The sequence below is a fragment of the Wolbachia endosymbiont (group A) of Gastracanthus pulcherrimus genome, assembly GCF_964028265.1.
In the GTDB taxonomy this organism is placed as follows: domain Bacteria; phylum Pseudomonadota; class Alphaproteobacteria; order Rickettsiales; family Anaplasmataceae; genus Wolbachia; species Wolbachia pipientis.
In genome coordinates this window covers 832,019-852,144 of sequence record NZ_OZ034763.1, presented here as the reverse complement: position 1 = coordinate 852,144, position 20,126 = coordinate 832,019, and the positions used below count along the sequence as shown (strand labels likewise).

Sequence of the window (20,126 nt, the reverse complement as noted above, 5' to 3'; positions counted from 1 at the left end):
TGCTTGACACTGGGATCTCATTTCACTCTATAATAGCAGTGCTCCTTTCTTGTCATCCGAGTAGCCTCTTTTTTGTCATCCCAGTGCGTGACACTGGGATCCAGCCTTTCCATAATCATCAAAACATTGTATTGTAACGTAAAATGGCTACTTTTATGCTTACCAACTTAATAAAATTCCTGGATCCCAGTGGGCTTTGTTGCATCGCTAGCTATGATGGATTAAAGATAAAAAAGATAGGGAATATCAGTAGCTTATTATTCTGGTATTTATAACAAGAACGGTCAATGAATACCTAAATTTGAGTAAAAGAAATTTCACTACCATTTACCAATCCGGCTAAAATTCAAGAATTTCAATGCTTTAGCTATTTTCAATAGAATTAAATTTATTAATATAAATAACAAATTACTATTCTTAAATTTGATCAGATTGATTGCAAAAAAACAAGATTTTCAATAGGTTACTTATAATCCTAACTATAGTTAGCCTTTCATAAGTAGCGATGCAACAAAGCCATCCCAGTGTCAAGCACTGGGATGACACCCTCCTAGTAGAAACGCTTTTGTAATTGCAACATTCGTGCAATCTTTAGCCATGAATATTAAGAAACTTACCAAACGAAAAAAAGGCAAAAGAAACCCTAGTCATTGTCTATTTTCAGTATTGGCGTTTTTTTATGTTTTTTACACTTAGTAACCGCGACTCAGCTGCATTTAAACTGCAACTAACTTTTAGCTATAAACATTAAAAAATTTACTAAGCAGAAAAAAAGGCAAAGAAAACCTAGGGTAGCTAGTATTCAAATTCTCCCTTGTTCTATTTGACGTCTTTTGATGTCTTAAACGCTTTATAAGCGCGTTTCGGCTTGTATAGGTAGAAACCCAGAAGTTTTATAAAGACATGAGGTGCACATAGTGCAAAAAATTAAGCATGATTTACGCCAAATACAAAGTTCCCTTTGTCGTTTTAATCTGCAGATTGCGAAGATAAATAAATAGCTTCAACTTTATGATAAGGGGGCTGGCGGAGTTTGTCAAGCAAGTTTTTAGCCCTGTCTCCTTGCTATAATGTTCATATCGATAGAAAAGCAAAAGAATAAAATGAAATATCAAGTGATATCCTCTATAATTAAATTTTTTGAATGAAGAGATGACGATTCGTGTAGGAATTAATGGTCTGGGTAGAATAGGCAGAGGCGTATTGCGTGCTATTTTCGAAATAGAAGAATATAGCAAACAAATAGAAGTTGTAGCTATCAATGGATCGCTCAGTGCAAAGCAGCATGCACATTTGATTAAATATGATTCTGTTCATGGCAAATTCAGTGGTGATATTGATTTTAATGAGTCTCAAAATTGGCTATCCATAAATGGCAGAAAGTTTTCTTTGTATAGAGAACGGAGCCCTGAAAATATTCCTTGGAATGTTGATGTAATACTTGAATGTACTGGTGCATTCAACAAACGTGAAGAAGCAATAAGGCACAATGCAGAGAAAGTAATTGTCTCTGCTCCAGTTCCAGATGCTGATGTCACTATAGTTTATGGTGTGAATAACGATATGCTCGAAAAAGAGCATAAAGTGATATCAGCAGGTTCTTGCACTACAAATTGCCTTGCTCCGATTGTGAAAGTCCTACATTCTAGTTTAGGCATAAAAAGCGGTTTTATGACTACTATACATGCCTACACGAATGATCAAAATGTTCTTGATGGTAATCATAAAGATTTGCGTAGAGCAAGGGCTTGCGGATTATCTATGGTGCCAACTACAACCGGGGCAGCAAAAACAATTGGTTCTGTCATCCATGAATTAAAAGGAAAACTAGATGGCACTTCCGTCAGAGTTCCAGTTAGCAATGTTTCTATGGTTGATTTTAAATTTACGACTGATAAGAAAGCGACCGTTGAAGAAATCAATGAAATATTTAAGGATGCAGCTCTCTCCTCTACGTCATTCCAGCGCGTGACGCTGGAATCTAATTTCTGGATCCCAGTGTCAGCTACTCGGATGACATCAGAGGGTACTAGGATGACAGAGGGTTATCCAATGTCAAATGTACTTTCTATATGCGAGGAACCTTTAGTCTCAATAGATTTTGTGCATAACCCTTATAGTGCAATTGTGGATTTAACTGGTACATATGTTACAGGTGATATATGCAGGGTTGCAGCGTGGTATGACAATGAGTGGGCTTTTTCGCTGAGAATGTTAGACATAGTATTATTGAGCTATAGTAAAGTATGAACTGGAACTCAAACAAATACGCCTCATTTTATGAGCACTTTGCGGAACTCAGAAAAAGAGTTATCTTTTGCTTTCTATTTTTTTGCGTTGCTTTTGGTTTTTGTTATTACTTTAAGGAAAATATATACCGTTTTTTACTCGCACCTTTAATAGAAGCAACAAAAGGTAGCGAAGGTTTTTCTTTAATTTACACAGACTTAACAGAGGCATTTTTTGTGTATCTTAGAGTTGCAATGATGAGTGCACTTTTGCTCTCTTTTCCTGTGTTTGCATGGCAATTCTATATGTTCTTAGCACCTGGGTTATATAAAAGTGAAAGGGCAGTGTTGTTGCCATACTTAATTGCAACACCGGTTTTATTTGTAACGGGAGCTACTGTAGTCTATTACTATATATTTCCTTTAGCCTGGAAGTTTTTTATCAACTTCGAACACAGTGGTAAATCCTTCGATATACCGATAGAGTTTATGCCATCAGTTAGCGAATATTTAGACCTCGTTCTCCAATTTATGTTTGCATTTGGCACTGCATTTCAAATTCCAGTCATACTCACATTAATGGTGAGAGTTGGGCTACTGACTGCACAAAGTTTGTCAAATAAACGTAGAATCGCAATAGTGGTAATTTTTATTATTGCTGCAATCTTAACTCCACCTGATGTATTAAGCCAAGTAGGGCTTGCAATACCTATGCTGATTCTATATGAATTGTCCATTCTGATATGTAGGTATATTGAAAAAAAGAAGACAAAGATTTAAACAAAGAAATCCCTCTTATCTCCTTTATATCACATTTTTAACTTACAACATTCTTATTCAGGACTTAAATATGGAAATGTTTCATAAATTGATTGTAATACTTTGTTAAGTTCAGCCTTACTTTTGATGATCAATAATACTGTATCATCACCTGCTATAGTTCCTATAATTCCTATGTTTTTGCTATTATTTAATGAATAAATAACATATTTCTGATCTAGAAAGTAAGCCAGACTGCTAGCTTGTCCTGGTTGAGTGTGTAGTACTATTAAACCAAAATCCGAAATTTGCATATTAAGTATTAATGGTAATCGATATTGGTTGATGTCAATTACTTTATACATACCAGCAACTTTGGCAATTTTAAGTTCTTTCAATTTTCTTGATAAAGTAGCCTGAGAAATGTTATACCCTCTTTTTTTGAGTAAGGTCTGTAAATCGCTCTGTTCTAAAATTTCATGATTTTGAATAATATTTAAAATATGTTCACCTAGTGTGTTGTCATGCATTATGCATTTTCCTCATATTGAATATGTAATAAGTATATTTGAAATTATATTCATTATTTCTTGACTATTCAATTTTTAATGTCTATATTCACAAGATGAATAAAATATGAATATAAATTAGTAATATGAAAAAATACATTTTAAATGCTATTATAGCGATAAGTATTCTATTAACAGGATGCAAGGAAGATAAACACGATAATATCATTAGATTTGCAATTTCTGCAGATTATCCACCTTTTGAATATTATGAAAATGGTAAATTTACTGGCTTTGACATTGAGCTTGCTCAATTAGTAGCAAAAGAGTTAGGTAAAGAAGCGATATTTAAAGATATGCAGTTTAGTACTATATTTGCAGCATTGCAAAGTAATTCTGTAGATGCTGCTATATCTACTATTGGTAGCACAGAAGAGCGTGAAAAAAATTTTGATTTTTCAAATAGTTATTATACAGGGGAATTTGGTATTCTATATCACAAAAATAAACCCATAGCCGGTATAAACAACTTAACTCACAAGAAGATAGCCGTTCAACTAGGAACTGTCATGGAAATTTGGCTAAAAGAGCATGTTCCTACAACAGCTCAAATTATTGCTATAGACAATAATAATCAAGCTGTAGAAACATTAAAGTCTGGTCATGTTGATAGCGTCCTAATTGATGAATTCCAAGGTAAAGTATTTAGCAAAAAAAATCCTGGTCTATCATGGTCAGCCATCGCTAAGTCAGATAATGGTTATTCTATTGCTGTGAATAAAGGATCTGATTTAAAGGATAAAATAAACGAGGCGTTAAAAAGTTTAGAAAGTAAAGGTGTAATACAAAAGATAGCAGAAAAATGGCTAGGAGATAACTGATGCAAGAATTAATTTCTAATTTCTTGTTTGTTGGAACAGGCCTTGCCTTTACTTTAAAATTATTGATTGGAGGACTGCTTTTAGGTATGAGTCTAGGAGGGTTATTTTCAGTACTCAGATATAATAAGATCTGTATTCCATTAATTAATGGAATTATATCTGTAATACGTGGCACCCCCCTTATATTACAGTTAAGTGTTGTTTATTTTATGACTCCAACCATTGCAGGAACTAAATTAAACATATTTAGTGCTGGCATTATAGCATTTGGTCTAAATAGCTGTGCTTATATTGCTGAGATTTTACGAGCTGGTATTGAAACTATATCAAAAAACCAGTTTGAAGCAGCTAAAACTTTACAAATACCTAGTTTCTATATGTGGAGAGATATTATATTACCACAAGTTATTAAAAATATTCTTCCTGCAATGATAAATGAGATCATTGCACTCCTTAAAGAAACGGCATTAATCTCTACTATTGGTGGTGTTGATATTATGCGCTCTGCGCAAATGCTTGCAGCAGAACAATTTACTTATTTTATACCACTTTGTCTTGCTGGGGCTTATTATTACGCTCTTGTATTACTAATTGAATATATAGGCAAAAAGATTGAACAGAAAGGTATATATGATAAAAATGCATAATGTTTGTAAATTATTTAATAATATTCCAGTACTTAATAATATTAACCTGATTATAGAACAATCTATAGTTGGTCTTGCTGGTCCTTCTGGTAGTGGTAAATCAACATTGTTACGTTGTATACAAAAACTCGAAGTTTTAGATTCTGGTAGCATTGAATGCAATGATAGTACTGGTTTTGTATTTCAGGATTTTCAACTTTTCCCACATATGACTGTCTGGGAAAATCTTACATATGCTCCCAAACTTAAAAACAAAACTCAGGATCAAAGTGATTCACTACTTGAGTCTTTGGGTATTGCCTCTAAAAAAAATGATTACCCTAGTAATCTATCCGGTGGGCAAAAACAGCGGGTTGCGCTTGCCAGAAGCTTAATGATGAATCCAAGGATTCTATTATGCGATGAGCCAACGTCTGGTTTAGATGTAGCAACAATAGTCGACGTTGTGGAACTACTACAATCAGTTAGAGATATGGGTATTACTATGATTATCGCTTCTCACAATTTGGATTTTTTAACAAAAATATCAGATCGGATTATTCTGTTAAAAAACGGAAAAATAATTGTAGATATCAATCCTAAAGAAATTGATGAACCAACAAACTATTTAAAAAATAATTATTAAAAGAGAATCACTCATATCATACTGAGAGCTATAACAGATCTTAGCATCGAAAATTACATAATGTATATTATGGAAAATAAATTACATAATATAAGAAGCAACGCTAAAAATAAAATCACATAATATAGCAAACTATAGCTAACCCAAGAAAGGTTTTCCTACGTCATACCGCCACGATATCTCAGCATAGATTCCGCTAACAAGTAGCGGAATGACGAATTTTTGTTTTTCAAACTGTCGGTAAATCTAAGTCAGTTTAGCTATATGTGTCAAGCACTGGGATGACACCCTCCTGATGGGCCAAAATCACAATGTTCGTACAGTTATGGAATGAATCGCGGTATGACGTGTTGCTTTGATCAGCTATAAAGATGATGCTGCGGAAGTTTTTAGTACTTGCTCGCAACTTTCAACAATTTAATAGCACTGGTGTTTACAACCTCTCCGCCGACACGCTTAGTGACAAAAAACCTCACATAAGGTTTATTCGTATAAGGGTCTCTTAATATTCTCATTCCTCTGTTATCTACAATCTTATAAGCTTGTTTGAAATCTGCCATCGCAATTACTGGTAGCTGATTGTTTGGCGCTGGTGGCATATCGGCAGATTGATATACTGGTATTCCCATTAAGGTATCTGGGGCTTTAAGCGACAAACTTGGTTGCCAGAGATATTGACCTGTTTGAGCTTTTAGTAGCCTAATGTCCTTCAACGTACTCCTGTTCATCAAAAATGACGCATTTTTGGAATAATATTCGTCCAGAGAGTAATACAACATCATTATTGAATCACTATCTAATTTTTCAGTTTTAACTTGCTCTATTTTATTATAACTGTTTCCATTTTCATAAGCTAAAATTCCTTTTGGTTGAAAAGTGCCCTCACCCTTAATGAAGGCTTCGCTTTCTTCCTTAGAGGTTGTCCGGAAACAAGTAAATTCAAGCATATTCCCTCTTTAACATAACCCTACTCATAGCTAGGTATATGAAATTCTCAGTGGATGTTGTGAGTAAATCATACTCCTTCGATAGCCTTCTATTCCTATTAACCCAAGCAAAAGTCCTTTCTACAACCCATCTTCTTGGCTGTACTTTAAACCCTTGTTCTCTTGTTGGTAGTAGCTCAGGTGGCGTATCTTTGTGCACCCAAAATCTACATGGAGGCCTTGTAACAATTTCAATATCTATGTCATATTCTTCCTTTATGTGATTCTTTAAATTTCTTCCTTGGTATCCCATGTCAGCCCACATTTTTTTAACTTTAGTATATTTTGTTCTCATATTGTTTAATGCTATTTTAATACCATCTCTATCATTTTCGTTAGCAGCGCCTACGTAACAACCTAGTATAAAACCCTGAGTGTCTGTAATTATATGCCTTTTTCTACCCTTTACTTTTTTACTTCCATCATAGCCTTTGATCCCCCCTTTTCTGTAGTCTTTACAGATTGACTATCTACTATACAGGCACTCGGCTGCTCATTCCTTCCTATTTTTCTTCTACTATATTTTGTAATTTCATAATTCATTTTCTCAAAAATTCCCTGCTTCTTCCATTGCCTGAACTGCTCATACACAGTCTTCCATAGCGGAAAATCATTTGGTAAATACCGCCATTGACACCCTGTACGCAATACATAGAAAATTGCTTCTAATATTTCTCTTTTGCTATACTTTGGCGGCCTTCCTCCTTTCTTGTATGATACTCTGAAGTGTTTTTCTATTCTTGCCTATTCCCTTTCGCTTAGATCTGTTGGATACTTTTTTCTCATCTTTACCCCGTACTAAAATTTCAGATATTATAGCCTTTTACTTGTTTCCGGACAACCTCTAATACCAATTCCCATTACAGGGCAAACAGATGGACAATGATGGAAGAAAAGCCATACTGAAGTAAGTAAAATAGCGAGGTTTAAATGGCATTAAGATCAAAATTATTGGATGAAAAAGTAGTAGAATCAGCAAAAGAAATGCTGAAGAAAGTAAGGAATAATGCATATGTTTCAAAAAAACTAAATGCTGTAATTGCAGCAAAAAAGTACAGTATAACGGCTGTAGCAAAAATATATTGCATTTCAAGAAGCGCACTAACTTCGTGGGTAAAACTCTTGAAAATTGGCAGAGAAGAAAAACTGTTTGCTCCTTCACAACGTCGTAGAAAAACTAAATTAAATCAGGCTCAACTACAGCAAATTGAAGAGTGGATAGAAGAAAATCCTAATATCACCATTAAAGAAATGAGAATAAGAATCCAGGAAAAGTTCGGATTAAATATCAGCAAATCTACAGTACACCGCCATATGCAAAAGATGAAATTCTCATATATTACACCAAGACCAGTTCATAATGGACAAGATAAAAGCAAACAAGAGGAATTCAAAAAAAAATCTCAATTGAGCTATTAGCAAGTATCCAGAAAAAGAGCTATTTTTCTTTGATGAATCACGGTTTGGCACACATTCAAAAGTTGGACATGGGTGGTTTAAAAAGGGGATTAGAACACAGGTTAAAACAAAATTAGGTAGGCAAAATTTCTATCTCTATAGTGCAGTTAATCCTAGAAATGGAGAGAGTTCTAGCTTATTTGCACCAAATGTCAACACTGATTGCATGAACATATTTCTTGAGCAAATTTCGCAATATCTAGAAACACGAGAGGCTTTTCTCGTTATGGACTGTGCTAGTTGGCATAGGTCAAAAAATTTAAAGGTACCTAAAAATATCGACATTATATACCTACCTCCATACTCACCTGAGCTAAATCCTGTTGAGAGGCTTTGGTTATATATAAAACAGAACATTTTGCGCAATAAAATATACGATACAATTGCTCTACTTGAGGGTGCTTTGTGCAAATTTATTACTTCTCTTGCCAGCTCCACAACTAAACAACTCTGCAATGTTTCCTATTTGACTGGACAACAATGAGAATTGGTATTACTAAAAGTCTCGGCAATCTTTTCCACCAGCCAACTCTCAACATCGACAAACGCATCATCGAGTAACTTTTGTGATATTTGTGGTTGAGCATATAACTCGTAAGTTGTGACGGAAATCTTTTGGATTTTGGGCGTGTCCGTATCTTTTGCAAAATCATACTTAGACTTATTGCCACCGTCCTCATCATCTACTGTTTCACTGCTCCAACCTGCACCGGCGCGGTCAAAATCTTCTATAATGTAATCCAATGTTTCAGTAGAGATTCTTTGACTGGAGCATATTTGTCGCATTGGGAACGAATCAGTTACGCGCTTGTTTATGCGTTTTACAATATGCGGAGTAACTAGATATCCCCCGATATCACTGTCATCTCCACTGAGGGTTTTGTGTGATAAACCGCTTTCCATTCCCTTGCGGATATAATCAGAAAAATATTTATCGCTTGTGCTAAAATCTGTATTTACTTCTGGGCGTTGAGCTGCAGTTTCGATCAAGTCTAAACGCTCTTTGCAACTATCAATGGCATTATTTACCTTGCATAGCTGCTCAATTGTTGCAGAATCAGCACGCCCTTTGCTTTCAATTTCTTTTAGTTTGCGATCATTTATTAATTTAAATTGCTCCCATGATGAAGCGAGTTCATTGATACGGTGAGCGATATCGGTAAGTGACATAATAGCCTCCTTTGAAAATGAAATAAAAATGGAAATAAGGTAATAGGAATGGCATCCATAGACGTTTCCCACAGTTGTACGAATATTGCAATATGGTACATAGTAAACGATGTCATTCCAGTGCTCCCTTTCTTGTCATCCCAGTGCTTGACACTGGGATGGCTTTGTTGCATCGCTAGCTATGATGGATTAAAGATAAAAAAGATAGGGAATATCAGTAGCTTATTATTCTGGTATTTATAACAAGAACGGTCAGTGAATACCTAAATTTGAGTAAAAGAAATTTCACTACCACTCACTAATCTGGCTAAAATTCAAGAATTTCAATGCTTTAGCTATTTTCAATAGAATTAAATTTATTAATATAAATAACAAATTACTATTCTTAAATTTGATCAGATTGATTGCAAAAAAACAAGATTTTCAATAGGTTGCTTATAATCCTAACTATAGTTAGCCTTTCATAAGTAGCGATGCAACAAAGCCCACTGGGATCCAGCTTCTATGCAACTTAATTAAAAACGTTTGTTTTAGCGTAAGACAACTACCTTTAGCTCATCAGCTCAGTTATAAGCAAAATTTCTGGATTCCAGTTTCAAGCACTGGAATGACATCATCTGTTGTGCAATTTACCTTTAAAAATGAATGTTCGTACAGTTATGTGCTTGGCACTGAAATGGCATCATTTTTTATCTGTTGAAAATGTAAACCGAAAAATAGCGTGGCACTTTGTGCCACGCTTAGTACTGTAAGCTTAATCCAGTAATTGAATTAAGCGAGGTAAAATAAAGGATAATGACACTATATAATGTTCGTTCTTTTATGTCAAGCACTTTTTTGAATTTTTTTGGTGATAATTTTTATCCAGTTATTTTATTATTGTAGTATAATTTCAATGCCAGATACTATCATTATGATCACTATCTAAATTTAAATCGTAATTATCATCAAATTTATATATCCCCTCCATCTCTTCTCTATGCAATTCATGTGAATCACCTAAAGCTTTTTGATTAGAAACGTCAACACAATACTGTAACAGTGCTCTTAATGCTCCAGCACTATCTTGATCTAAATTAAAATTGCTAAAATCAAATTTCTGCATATTCTCCACACGTCCTTCTCTACATAACCTACATATCTTAGCAAAAGCCCTTTCACTTTCTCGACTCCAAGCATTAAGAAAGTAAGGATCTACTACTTTGCTAAATTGTTTCTCTATCTCTTCAAGAGAGCTCTCTGGATTAAGTTCTAATATTACTTTGAAAATCCCACTGCCATGGAATCTATAAAATTTACTAGATAAGCTATCTTTTACAAAATTAACTGCATCATCTATTGTAACACCAGAGCGAGATTCAAATATCATCTCAAATGCTCCATAACAACTATCAAGACCAAAATTAATTATTTTTTCCATAAAATCAATTACCTCTTCTAAGGAAATTTGTGGCTTATTCCTCAAGATAACTTCTAAACTCTTGACAAAATTATGCCCATGCTGATCCATAGCATGGGTTTTCCCATTTATTGTATAATGATATAGCTTCTTATTTTCTATTATATGCTTATTGCACTGGTAGATATGTAGCTTATTCAATTTGCCAGAATATTCCTCTATTTCCTTATCTGGTAATTTTGAGCGGAATTCCTTGATTACTTCGCGTATTATTCTATTGATATTACTCATGCTTATTCCTAATTAATATGTTAGTATTTTTATAAATTAAGTTATTATATTAAAATTCTTTCATGGATTTCAATATTAGCTCCGCACTACTTGTAGTTTTTGTAATGGGTCTGCCAATGACGATATAATCAGCTCCTGAATTTATTGCTTCTTTTGGCGTTGCTGTTCTTTTTTGGTCGTCATGACCTGGATCTATACGAATTCCTGGAGTAATAATTTTAAAGTCTTCACCGCACTCTCGGCGCACTTCTTGAGCTTCTAGTGCAGAACAGACTATTCCATGGAGTCCAATCTTTTTTGCAAGCTTTGCAAGCAAAATTACCTGTGATTTTGCCTCTCTTGCTACTCCAAGCTCGTTTAAATCCTCATTGCTCATACTAGTTAGCACTGTCACTCCAATCAGCTTTATTTTTGTGCCTTGCACTACACTTAGCGCTTCTTCAAGCATTTTTGTCCCACCGCTGATGTGCAGAGTTAACATTTCAACGTTCAGAACTTTTATTACTTCAACTGTTTTGGCTACAGTGTTTGGAATGTCATGCAATTTCAGATCTAAAAAAATTGGTACATTGCATTTTGCAACTTCTTGCACTCCAGAAAGACCTTGAGCAGCAAAAAATTCTAATCCCAGCTTTACCATGCCAACTTTACCACGCAGAGCATTAGCTAGAGAAATAGCCTTATTTAAGTCTTGTGTATCCAGTGCGCATATTATTGGGTTCATTATCTTGCATGATTTATCTTATAATAAGACTCATTGTTGTGTTTTGCAAATACTTTCACTCTGATTGAACTGACTGCGTTCATAAGATTCTGTCAATAGTGAATTTGGCAACTTGGTCGGGGTGGATGAGCGACTGACAAATAATGATTCATATCCAAGATCTTCCAGCGAAGAAGAAGGCGTTTCGTCTGGCAAAAGCCGTGCAATTTCTCCTTGTAACGCAGACTTTAATATTTGAATCGTATCTAATATTGCTTTTCCATCATTATTTCTTATTGGTTCTTCTATATTGTCTGTTACGCATCTTATCAACAGTTGCGCAAAATTCACTTGTTTTTCTTTCTCTTTCAAAAAATCTTCTATTTGACTGTCTCGTTCTAAAAGTGAATTTCTTAAACTTTTTACTTCATTATTACAATCTTTTCTTATCCCATCTAACTCAAAAGATTGATTTTTAATTAAACCATTTGCTTCATCTAACTCTTCAAATTTCTCTTTTAATTCTTTAGATAAATTTTTCTTTTCTTTGTTGACCTCTTTAATTTTACATTGTAGCTTATCTAAGTTTGCATGCAGCCTTTCTTGTTCTTCACGTAATTCCTCTACTTCTTTAGAAAGTTTATTTTTTTCCTTATTCAATGCCTCTACTTTTTCACTAAGTTCATGTTTTTTCTCACGTAGTGCCTTTTGTACTTCACGTAACGTTTCTATTCTATCATTCAACCCCTTATTCTCTAGCTCTAAATGTTTATTATCATCCACTTCCATCTTCAGCTTTGCAATAAATCTACTTCTTTCTTCCAACTGTTTCTTCAAACATGAGATTTCAAGTTTTAATTTCTCTTCCTGCTCATTAAGCTTACCTGTTTCCTTTCTTGTTTTGTCCAATTCATTGTCTATTTCAAACGTACGATTCTTTGCTGTTTCTAATTTTTTCTCTAAAGATTTTTTTTCTTCAAGAAGAGATTCTCTCTCAGCTTCTGACTCATTTACTTTCTGATCCAATCTTTTTGCTCTCTTGTCTAAATTTTGCTTCTCTCTAGTTAATTCATGTAATTGATTCTTCACTTCTTTGTTTGCAGCTTCTTCAGCTTCTTTTTCCAGAGTTATTTTATTTTCTAACTTTTGCTCTTTCTGAGCGAATTTATTTCTCTCAACCTCTATTTTTTTATTATTACTAATTATTTTATACGAAAGTGCAAGCACCAAAATAGATAATGTAGCTAAAGCAAGAATTAGAGGAAGAGGCACATTAGAAGTTACAATAAGCGCTAAAGATGTAAGTAACGTAAGAGTAGCTAAGGAACTAGCTACAAAATAAAATGCATTAGCCTCACTAAGCAAATTGCTCATTACTCCCCTCCCACCACGGACAAAACTCCAGCAGTCTTGTATATATTTATTAAAATTCTCTTATCTGTGGAGGAATTATAGTGCTGCACCTACAACAAACTTTCCTTTTTCAGCCTGCTAGCTAAAAAATGACTTAGACCTTGTGTATCGAGTGTACCATTGTACTTATAATGTCTAGTTAGCTATTGATCGGGGTAGAACGTATACTGGTATATCCAGAATCACATGAAGCATCATTCAGCTTTTTACATGGCGATCTTATTGGAGTGGATATATAAGGTGGTTTTGGTTTCGGGAACTGTTTATTAACAGACTCATTTTCACCTATTCCTTCAAGTTCTGATAAATGTTCACTGCTTATATCTGAAGAAATGGAATGACTTTGCTCGTCTTCCTGCTCAATTACTGCTTGCAGACGTTTAACTTTTCTTTCCAAATCAGAATTACGTATTCTTAATTTACTGCATTCGTCATCCAAATCTTTTTCGCTACTTTTCAACTGACTGTTATTATCGCGCAACTTTTCATTAAGTTTTTTTAACTCTCCGATCTTATCAAGATTTTTAGTTTTTTCCTCTTCTAATTCCTTGCATAGTTTTTCTTTTTGTTCTAAATCTTTAGCTAGCTGGATCGTTTCTTGCACTTTTTTACTTAACTTTTCTTTCAATCGTATTTCTCTTTTTACTACTTCCCCTAATTCAGATTTTAAACAAGAAGTTTTGTCTTTTTCTAACTGCACTGCTAATTCTCCTACTTTTTTCCTTCTCTTTTCTAAACATGTTTCCAATTCTGTTATTCTTTCTTTTAATAAAAGAGCTAAAATTCCTTCATATTTTAATTCATCTAACTGCCTTTTTAAGGAATCTATTTCTTTTTGAGGTTGAGATAATTCCTCCATTAAAGAATCCACTCTTTCATTCAATCTTACATTTTCATCATGTAACTCTTGGTATTCAAGAGAAAGCATCTCCTCCTTATGTTTTAACTGACCTTTTACTTTTGCACTCAATTCTGTATTTTCATCGTGTAAATCTTTGTTCTTATTATTAAGGGCACCTATCTTACCCTCTAATTCTCGGATTTGATTACCTTTATTATTTAACTCTTTTGTAGCATCATCTAATTTTTGCTGTGCATCATCTTGTTGTTTCTTTAACTGCTCTATTTCCTTATTTAACCCTGCAATTTCGCTTTCCAAATCTTGCTTTTCTCGAGTTAATTGATCTTTTAATTCCTTCACTTCTTTATTTACAGCTTCTTTAGCTTTTTCTCCCAGAGCTATTTTACTTTCTAACTCTTGTACCCTACTCTCTGATTGTTGTTTTACGCTTTCTAACTCTTGCTCTTTTTCAGCAAATTTATTTTTCTCAACCTCTATTTTCTTATTATTACTAATTATTTTACATGAAAGTACAAGCACCAGAACAGAAAGTATAGACAAACTCAAAGCAACAGGAAGAGCTACATTAAAGGCTGCAACTGAAGACAAGAACTTAACATAAGGGGCAACAGCAAGTGTCCTAGACGCAAGCAATACCAAAGTAGCAAGAGCACCAGCTATAAGATAAGGTGCATTGGCTTTATTATATAAATCCCCTATTATTATTCCCTCATACTAATAATGATTGCAATAGCATGGATATTAAAGGAAGTAAAGCTATAAAAATCAGTATAAGTCTATATTCACTATGTATTTTCCGTCTTCAGTTTCAAGCTCAGACTGCATCCACTCTATCGTTTCCGCATTGCAAACTGCCTGCAAATCATCCTGCGCAGATTGATTCAATTTATCCTCTCGTAGATCTGCTTTTATCATCAACTTTTTTATCAGATGCTTAACTGATACATTATTATCTGCCTTTATCTTTCTGATAATGTTTAATATCTGAATAACATTATCTCCCATTTCCTCTGAATATTTATCGTAGATAAGTTCTTCTTTGCTCGGCCAATTACTTTGATTGTGTACAGAATTATAACTATACAACTGGTGGTATATCTCTTCTGTAATGTAAGGCAAGAAAGGTGCAAATAACCGCAAAATAATATTCAGTACATATGCCAAACTTTGCTTTGCACTTAAGTTTGTTTCGCTGTCTACTTTATCTCCATATGCGCGCTTTTTTGCTAGTTCCAAGTAGTTATCACAAAAATCCTTCCAAAAAAATTCTTCTACTGCACTCAAAGCTTCGCAGTATTCAAACTGTAATAGGTTGTTCGTTGCTCTTTCTATAACTTTGTATAACTTAGACAATATCCACTTATCCATTGTCTCGTGAGCAGAATTTATGCTCATCACTTGATGCTTTTCCATGAACATGGAAACGAACTTGCTAGCGTTCCAAAGTTTTGTAACGAGGCGCTTGCCAATTTTGAATGTATTTTCAGAGTAGACTGTATCAACTCCAAGCCTTGAGTTCGCTGCCCAATAGCGCACTACATCAGCTCCATAAGTTTCAAGTATTACATGAGGAGTGATGATGTTACCCTTTGATTTACTCATCTTTTTCTTATCATCGGTTAAACACCAACCGCTGATCATAATGTTTTTCCAAGGTAAAGAATTTGCATGATAATGTGCCTTTAAAATAGTATAAAAAGCCCAAGTTCTGATTATCTCATGGCTCTGGCTGCGCAGATCTGCAGGAAATATCGTATCATAGCGATGATTTGGTAAACTAAACTCACTGTTTACTGCCAGTGCACTCAGTTGAGGAGTAATTGAACTTGTGGCCCAAGTATCCATTACATCTTGATCTGGGATAATCTCTTCTTTGCTATACCCTTTTGGCAAATCTTTGAGTGGATCAATAGGTAGGGCCTTTACTTCAGCTAGAATAATTTTACCTTCTTCTCCCTTACGTTTAGAATACCACGCTGGAAATGGCACACCAAAATAGCGCTGCCTTGAGATGCACCAGTCCCAATTTAGCCCTTCTATCCACACTTCCATACGTTTACGCATAGTAGCTGGATGCCAATTGCATTCTTTTACTTTATCTAATACTTGAGCTTTTTGCTCTAAGGTCTTGATAAACCATTGATAAGTAGGTAATATCTCAAGTGGTGCACCAGATCTTTCTGCGCACTTAACAGAATGAGAAATGTTAGTGCTTTCTATCAAAAGTCCTTTTCCACTCGAGATTTCAATCATCCTCTTTCTTGCTGCTGTAACTTTCAATCCATTTATTTCATCGTAGATTCCAGTGTCAGCTACTTTCATGACGCCGGGGTGTGGTGGAATGACATCATCTAGGTTCATCCTCCCATCCTGATCGATGATAATTTTCATCGGCAGGTTATGCTTTTGCTGCCAATATATGTCGAGTTCATCACCGAATGTACAACACATAACAAGCCCGGTGCCTTTATCTATTTTAACCTTATCATCTGCTATTATTGGAACTTTCTCCTCTGTTATTGGCACTACCGCTGTTTTTCCGATCAGATGAGTGTAGCGCGTATCCTCTGGATGACAAAAAACTGCAACGCATGCTGGAAGTAGTTCAGGTCGCGTAGTTGCAATATTGATCTGCTCATTTTCTTGAGTAGAGAAAACTATCGTGTTTAAGGATGACTCAAAAACTTTATCTTCTATTTCTGCTTGCGCAATTGCTGTTTTATCAACCGGGTCCCAAAGGATAGGCTGCATTTTTCTATATGCATATCCCTTGTTATATAGATCAATAAACGACATCTGTGAAAGCGTCACAGTTTCCTTGCTGATCGTGTGATATTCCAAATCCCAGTCATAACTAATGCCGACCGATTTAAATAGTTCCTTGAATTCTTGCTTTGATTTTTCAATAACCTCATGGCACATCTCTATAAATTTTTCTCTGCCAACTTCTTTTGCACGGGTTTTATAGGTTTGTTCAACCAATCTTTCAGTGGGAAGCCCATTATCATCAAACCCAATTGGATAAAACACATCTTTTCCCAGCATGCGCTGAAACCTTGCAATAAAGTCTGTATGGCAATAGCTGAATATATGGCCAATATGGAGTTTTCCCGATATTGTCGGTGGAGGCGTGTCTATAGTGAAAGTGTTATCCTTTTCACCATTCCATTTATAAACTTTACTGCCTTCCCATAATATGTTGCATTTGTCTTCAATTTCTTTAAAGCCGTATTTTTCTTTTAACATAAATATTTCTCAATTTTAAACCTTAAGCTAGCAACGTCATACCGCGATTCATTCGCGGTATAGATCCCGCTAACAAGCAGCGGGATGACGATGGTCGGTAAACCTAAATTACTTTAGCTATAGCACAATTAAGCAAATACGGCAATTCTACGCCAAAATTTTTTGTTTACGAACATAAATTTTCTATGCTATGATAAAAATATTACTTGACCCTAGGTTCTAAGGGTATTATGTAATGTTAATTATGTATATTGAGGTTTAATATGTTGAACTCGAATAAAAATCAAAGTTCTTCACCTGGAGCAACTTCACCAACTGATATAACATCTGATCAAGAAGGAACTATAAATAAAAACTCTATTGAATCAGGAACAGAGCAGTCGTTACAAGGTTCTTCAGTTGGTAATCAAGATTCTTTAAATGATTATGTTGATGCGAGTAGCACGCCTGTGTCTGAAGGGATTAATGATACAATGCAGGTTGCCGATGATAATGAGGTTACGTCGGGCAATAAAGGTAATCGAAGTGTTCTTTCTAGTGGTAGGACGCCGTTAAGTGAAGGTTCTGTTAATGAGCAAGAAGATGTTACTGAGTCAAAAAAAAGAAGAAGATCAGCAAGTAAAAGACTACAACAGGGTAATGAGCTTGTTAACATCTTAGAGCAAAAGTTAGAAGCTAAAGACGATGAAATGAAAGATTTACAAGAACAGCTAAACAACCAACCAAATGCTACTCTGTTAAAAGCTAAAGACGATGAAATAAAAGATTTACAAGAACAGCTAAACAACCAACCAAATGCTACTCTGTTAAAAGCTAAAGACGATGAAATAAAAGATTTACAAGAACAGCTAAACAACCGACCAAGTGCTGCTCAGTTACAAGCTAGAGATGAGGAAATAACACAATTAAAAGCTCAAGTTCAGCAGTTGCAAGCTAAAAATGCTGAAGTTGTGGAGTTAAATAAACAATTAGAAGAGAGTAAAAGTCTTGTTGATAAATTACAGAAGGAAAAACAAACATTGGAAGATAAAAGCAAAACAACTGAGCAACCAAAACAAGGCAATGGAGCGAAGTACACCGCTACTGTTGGTGTTGGTCTTGCTGCTGGACTGATAGCATTTACTGCACTTGAACATACAGTTAGGTTAGAGATGTTAGTAATAATTGGTATAGCAGTAACATCTGCACTCGTAGCTGGTGGTATTACATATGCAGTATTACCTAGTACTCAAGTAGATGGGGCAAAAGAACAAGAAGTAAATGAGATGGGAAAAAGAAGTAACAAGGGTTAAGCCGAAATGTACGTGTCAAGTAAAACACTTGACGCGAACTTCAGTTTTTGTATTCCTTCATTAGCATAATATAATTTTGTGCTGATTGTGTAATATGTTTAATTTCTTCATTCGACATTTTTTTGAAGAATTTTGCTGGCCTGCCAGCCCATATTTCCCCACTTTTTATCACTTTTCCGTGTGTTACCAGTGAGCCAGCAGCTACCATAGCTTCAGGCTCCACAACTGCATGGTCCATCACGGTAGAGCCCATACCAATAAACGCCTTATCATGCACCGTGCATGCGTGCAACACACAAAAATGTCCCACTGTTACCATGCTGCCAATAATTGTGTCACCACCTGGGTTTCTATCCACATGAATTACCGTTCCATCTTGAATATTTGTTCCATCACCTATTTTTATTGATCCAACGTCCCCTCTGATTACACAATTAAACCAGATGCTTGCATCTCTTCCTATTTCAACCTTGCCTATGATATGCGAACCACCTGCGATGAAAGCACTTTCGTCTATTTTTGGTTCATAATCTTTATATTTTAAAATGTGATACATATTAAGCCCAAAGTCTTATGCATATGTTAATCAAAATAAGGTAAGCAGTAAATACATACTTAGAGGTTGTCCGGAAACAAGTAAAAGGCTATAATATCTGAAATTTTAGTACGGGGTAAAGATGAGAAAAAAGTATCCAACAGATCTAAGCGAAAGGGAATAGGCAAGAATAGAAAAACACTTCAGAGTATCATACAAGAAAGGAGGAAGGCCGCCAAAGTATAGCAAAAGAGAAATATTAGAAGCAATTTTCTATGTATTGCGTACAGGGTGTCAATGGCGGTATTTACCAAATGATTTTCCGCTATGGAAGACTGTGTATGAGCAGTTCAGGCAATGGAAGAAGCAGGGAATTTTTGAGAAAATGAATTATGAAATTACAAAATATAGTAGAAGAAAAATAGGAAGGAATGAGCAGCCGAGTGCCTGTATAGTAGATAGTCAATCTGTAAAGACTACAGAAAAGGGGGGATCAAAGGCTATGATGGAAGTAAAAAAGTAAAGGGTAGAAAAAGGCATATAATTACAGACACTCAGGGTTTTATACTAGGTTGTTACGTAGGCGCTGCTAACGAAAATGATAGAGATGGTATTAAAATAGCATTAAACAATATGAGAACAAAATATACTAAAGTTAAAAAAATGTGGGCTGACATGGGATACCAAGGAAGAAATTTAAAGAATCACATAAAGGAAGAATATGACATAGATATTGAAATTGTTACAAGGCCTCCATGTAGATTTTGGGTGCACAAAGATACGCCACCTGAGCTACTACCAACAAGAGAACAAGGGTTTAAAGTACAGCCAAGAAGATGGGTTGTAGAAAGGACTTTTGCTTGGGTTAATAGGAATAGAAGGCTATCGAAGGAGTATGATTTACTCACAACATCCACTGAGAATTTCATATACCTAGCTATGAGTAGGGTTATGTTAAAGAGGGAATATGCTTGAATTTACTTGTTTCCGGACAACCTCTTAAGATACAATCCGGATTGGATACTGAGTTGGTGAGTATAAAAGTATAGCTTCTACGTCATACCGCTGCGGTATCTCTTAGCCGCTAACAAGTAGCGGGATGACGATTGTCGGTGAATCTAA

20 protein-coding genes and 1 pseudogene are annotated in these 20,126 nt (G+C 35.0%); 10 read left to right on the top strand and 11 right to left on the bottom strand.

Features of this window, described 5'->3' with window-relative positions; translation table 11 throughout:
- The first annotated feature begins 143 nt into the window (after positions 1-143).
- Positions 144-275, top strand: a complete 132-nt coding sequence (locus ABWU47_RS04525) for a hypothetical protein (protein ID WP_353285592.1) — start codon at positions 144-146, stop codon at positions 273-275.
- 142 nt (positions 276-417) lie between these two features.
- Here the strand turns inward: ABWU47_RS04525 and ABWU47_RS04520 are convergent, their stop codons facing one another.
- The gene (locus ABWU47_RS04520) at positions 418-546 is read right to left on the bottom strand and encodes a hypothetical protein (protein WP_265026416.1); all 129 of its coding nucleotides are present in this window, start codon (positions 544-546) and stop codon (positions 418-420) included.
- Positions 547-1,152: 606 nt separating this feature from the next.
- Here ABWU47_RS04520 and ABWU47_RS04515 point away from each other — a divergent pair.
- Positions 1,153-2,250 carry a type I glyceraldehyde-3-phosphate dehydrogenase gene (locus tag ABWU47_RS04515; protein WP_077188141.1) on the top strand — a complete coding sequence of 366 codons (1,098 nt, stop codon included), beginning with the start codon at positions 1,153-1,155 and terminating at the stop codon, positions 2,248-2,250.
- Positions 2,247-3,008, top strand: coding sequence for a twin-arginine translocase subunit TatC (gene tatC, locus ABWU47_RS04510; protein ID WP_006279807.1), 762 nt, complete (start codon positions 2,247-2,249; stop codon positions 3,006-3,008). Before ABWU47_RS04515 ends, tatC begins: the two co-directional genes overlap by 4 nt.
- A 53-nt stretch (positions 3,009-3,061) precedes the next feature.
- On the opposite strand, the gene ABWU47_RS04505 is transcribed toward tatC, so the two are convergent.
- A complete protein-coding gene (locus ABWU47_RS04505) occupies positions 3,062-3,517 on the bottom strand; it encodes an arginine repressor (RefSeq protein ID WP_064125001.1) in 456 nt (151 codons plus the stop codon).
- A 125-nt stretch (positions 3,518-3,642) separates the two neighbouring features.
- Here ABWU47_RS04505 and ABWU47_RS04500 point away from each other — a divergent pair, with 125 nt between their 5' ends.
- From ABWU47_RS04500 to ABWU47_RS04490, 3 genes are read left to right on the top strand one after another with little or no spacing between them, the layout of a single operon-like run.
- Entirely contained in the window at positions 3,643-4,377 is a 735-nt protein-coding gene (locus ABWU47_RS04500) for a substrate-binding periplasmic protein (RefSeq protein ID WP_077188142.1), read from the top strand.
- Entirely contained in the window at positions 4,377-5,024 is a 648-nt protein-coding gene (locus ABWU47_RS04495) for an amino acid ABC transporter permease (RefSeq protein ID WP_077188143.1), read from the top strand. Before ABWU47_RS04500 ends, ABWU47_RS04495 begins: the two co-directional genes overlap by 1 nt.
- Complete coding sequence (locus ABWU47_RS04490) at positions 5,008-5,649, top strand: amino acid ABC transporter ATP-binding protein (protein WP_077188144.1); 642 nt, start codon at positions 5,008-5,010, stop codon at positions 5,647-5,649. Before ABWU47_RS04495 ends, ABWU47_RS04490 begins: the two co-directional genes overlap by 17 nt.
- Positions 5,650-6,038: 389 nt before the next feature.
- Here the strand turns inward: ABWU47_RS04490 and ABWU47_RS04485 are convergent, their stop codons facing one another.
- Together ABWU47_RS04485 and ABWU47_RS04480 are read right to left on the bottom strand one after the other, a co-directional pair.
- A complete protein-coding gene (locus ABWU47_RS04485) occupies positions 6,039-6,596 on the bottom strand; it encodes a phage major capsid protein (protein ID WP_353285591.1) in 558 nt (185 codons plus the stop codon).
- A protein-coding gene (locus ABWU47_RS04480; RefSeq protein ID WP_238513981.1) for an IS5 family transposase occupies positions 6,589-7,373 on the bottom strand; the annotation gives its coding sequence in 2 pieces (ribosomal slippage) (positions 6,589-7,052 and positions 7,052-7,373; 786 coding nt in all). The genes ABWU47_RS04485 and ABWU47_RS04480 overlap by 8 nt, the downstream gene beginning before the upstream one ends.
- A 192-nt stretch (positions 7,374-7,565) precedes the next feature.
- On the opposite strand from ABWU47_RS04480, the gene ABWU47_RS04475 reads away from it, so the two are divergent.
- Positions 7,566-8,577 (top strand): IS630 family transposase gene (locus ABWU47_RS04475; RefSeq protein ID WP_410530063.1). Its coding sequence is split into 2 segments (ribosomal slippage): positions 7,566-8,045 and positions 8,047-8,577, totalling 1,011 coding nucleotides; the frame shifts between segments, so codons are not numbered across the junction.
- Between the two features lie 11 nt (positions 8,578-8,588).
- Here ABWU47_RS04475 and ABWU47_RS04470 read toward each other — a convergent pair.
- Positions 8,589-9,263, bottom strand: a pseudogene (locus tag ABWU47_RS04470) (phage major capsid protein); the annotation flags it as partial.
- 48 nt (positions 9,264-9,311) lie between these two features.
- Here ABWU47_RS04470 and ABWU47_RS04465 point away from each other — a divergent pair.
- Positions 9,312-9,506: a hypothetical protein gene (locus ABWU47_RS04465; RefSeq protein ID WP_182309424.1), complete on the top strand. Its 195-nt coding sequence runs from the start codon at positions 9,312-9,314 to the stop codon at positions 9,504-9,506.
- Positions 9,507-10,155: 649 nt separating this feature from the next.
- Here the strand turns inward: ABWU47_RS04465 and ABWU47_RS04460 are convergent.
- The 5 genes from ABWU47_RS04460 to ABWU47_RS04440 form a co-directional block, all read right to left on the bottom strand.
- The gene (locus ABWU47_RS04460) at positions 10,156-10,953 is read right to left on the bottom strand and encodes a hypothetical protein (protein WP_077188146.1); all 798 of its coding nucleotides are present in this window, start codon (positions 10,951-10,953) and stop codon (positions 10,156-10,158) included.
- 49 nt (positions 10,954-11,002) lie between these two features.
- Positions 11,003-11,677 (bottom strand): orotidine-5'-phosphate decarboxylase, encoded by a 675-nt coding sequence (gene pyrF, locus ABWU47_RS04455; RefSeq protein ID WP_006279404.1) that lies wholly within the window; start codon positions 11,675-11,677, stop codon positions 11,003-11,005.
- Between the two features lie 30 nt (positions 11,678-11,707).
- Positions 11,708-13,030 (bottom strand): hypothetical protein, encoded by a 1,323-nt coding sequence (locus tag ABWU47_RS04450; RefSeq protein ID WP_353285590.1) that lies wholly within the window; start codon positions 13,028-13,030, stop codon positions 11,708-11,710.
- 178 nt (positions 13,031-13,208) lie between these two features.
- Entirely contained in the window at positions 13,209-14,564 is a 1,356-nt protein-coding gene (locus tag ABWU47_RS04445) for a hypothetical protein (protein ID WP_353285589.1), read from the bottom strand.
- 132 nt (positions 14,565-14,696) lie between these two features.
- Positions 14,697-17,177 (bottom strand): valine--tRNA ligase, encoded by a 2,481-nt coding sequence (locus tag ABWU47_RS04440; RefSeq protein WP_236514798.1) that lies wholly within the window; start codon positions 17,175-17,177, stop codon positions 14,697-14,699.
- Positions 17,178-17,440: 263 nt separating this feature from the next.
- On the opposite strand from ABWU47_RS04440, the gene ABWU47_RS04435 reads away from it, so the two are divergent.
- A complete protein-coding gene (locus ABWU47_RS04435) occupies positions 17,441-18,469 on the top strand; it encodes an ATP-binding protein (RefSeq protein WP_353285588.1) in 1,029 nt (342 codons plus the stop codon).
- Positions 18,470-18,509: 40 nt separating this feature from the next.
- Here the strand turns inward: ABWU47_RS04435 and ABWU47_RS04430 are convergent, their stop codons facing one another.
- Positions 18,510-19,025 carry a gamma carbonic anhydrase family protein gene (locus ABWU47_RS04430; RefSeq protein ID WP_236514800.1) on the bottom strand — a complete coding sequence of 172 codons (516 nt, stop codon included), beginning with the start codon at positions 19,023-19,025 and terminating at the stop codon, positions 18,510-18,512.
- A gap of 169 nt (positions 19,026-19,194) precedes the next feature.
- Between ABWU47_RS04430 and ABWU47_RS04425 the strand changes: the two genes are divergently transcribed.
- Positions 19,195-19,979 (top strand): IS5 family transposase gene (locus ABWU47_RS04425; RefSeq protein ID WP_238513981.1). Its coding sequence is split into 2 segments (ribosomal slippage): positions 19,195-19,516 and positions 19,516-19,979, totalling 786 coding nucleotides; the frame shifts between segments, so codons are not numbered across the junction.
- Positions 19,980-20,126: the final 147 nt, after the last annotated feature.

Excerpts from the sequence above, each read along its gene's own strand:
- ABWU47_RS04440 (WP_236514798.1), bottom strand. The coding sequence starts at position 17,177 with ATGTTAAAAGAAAAATACGGCTTTAAAGAAATTGAAGACAAATGCAAC.
- ABWU47_RS04490 (WP_077188144.1), top strand. The coding sequence starts at position 5,008 with ATGATAAAAATGCATAATGTTTGTAAATTATTTAATAATATTCCAGTA.
- pyrF (WP_006279404.1), bottom strand. The coding sequence starts at position 11,677 with ATGAACCCAATAATATGCGCACTGGATACACAAGACTTAAATAAGGCT.
- tatC (WP_006279807.1), top strand. The coding sequence starts at position 2,247 with ATGAACTGGAACTCAAACAAATACGCCTCATTTTATGAGCACTTTGCG.
- ABWU47_RS04430 (WP_236514800.1), bottom strand. The coding sequence starts at position 19,025 with ATGTATCACATTTTAAAATATAAAGATTATGAACCAAAAATAGACGAA.
- ABWU47_RS04495 (WP_077188143.1), top strand. The coding sequence starts at position 4,377 with ATGCAAGAATTAATTTCTAATTTCTTGTTTGTTGGAACAGGCCTTGCC.
- ABWU47_RS04435 (WP_353285588.1), top strand. The coding sequence starts at position 17,441 with ATGTTGAACTCGAATAAAAATCAAAGTTCTTCACCTGGAGCAACTTCA.
- ABWU47_RS04505 (WP_064125001.1), bottom strand. The coding sequence starts at position 3,517 with ATGCATGACAACACACTAGGTGAACATATTTTAAATATTATTCAAAAT.
- ABWU47_RS04515 (WP_077188141.1), top strand. The coding sequence starts at position 1,153 with ATGACGATTCGTGTAGGAATTAATGGTCTGGGTAGAATAGGCAGAGGC.
- ABWU47_RS04500 (WP_077188142.1), top strand. The coding sequence starts at position 3,643 with ATGAAAAAATACATTTTAAATGCTATTATAGCGATAAGTATTCTATTA.
- ABWU47_RS04525 (WP_353285592.1), top strand. The coding sequence starts at position 144 with ATGGCTACTTTTATGCTTACCAACTTAATAAAATTCCTGGATCCCAGT.
- ABWU47_RS04465 (WP_182309424.1), top strand. The coding sequence starts at position 9,312 with ATGGCATCCATAGACGTTTCCCACAGTTGTACGAATATTGCAATATGG.
- ABWU47_RS04485 (WP_353285591.1), bottom strand. The coding sequence starts at position 6,596 with ATGCTTGAATTTACTTGTTTCCGGACAACCTCTAAGGAAGAAAGCGAA.
- ABWU47_RS04450 (WP_353285590.1), bottom strand. The coding sequence starts at position 13,030 with ATGAGCAATTTGCTTAGTGAGGCTAATGCATTTTATTTTGTAGCTAGT.
- ABWU47_RS04460 (WP_077188146.1), bottom strand. The coding sequence starts at position 10,953 with ATGAGTAATATCAATAGAATAATACGCGAAGTAATCAAGGAATTCCGC.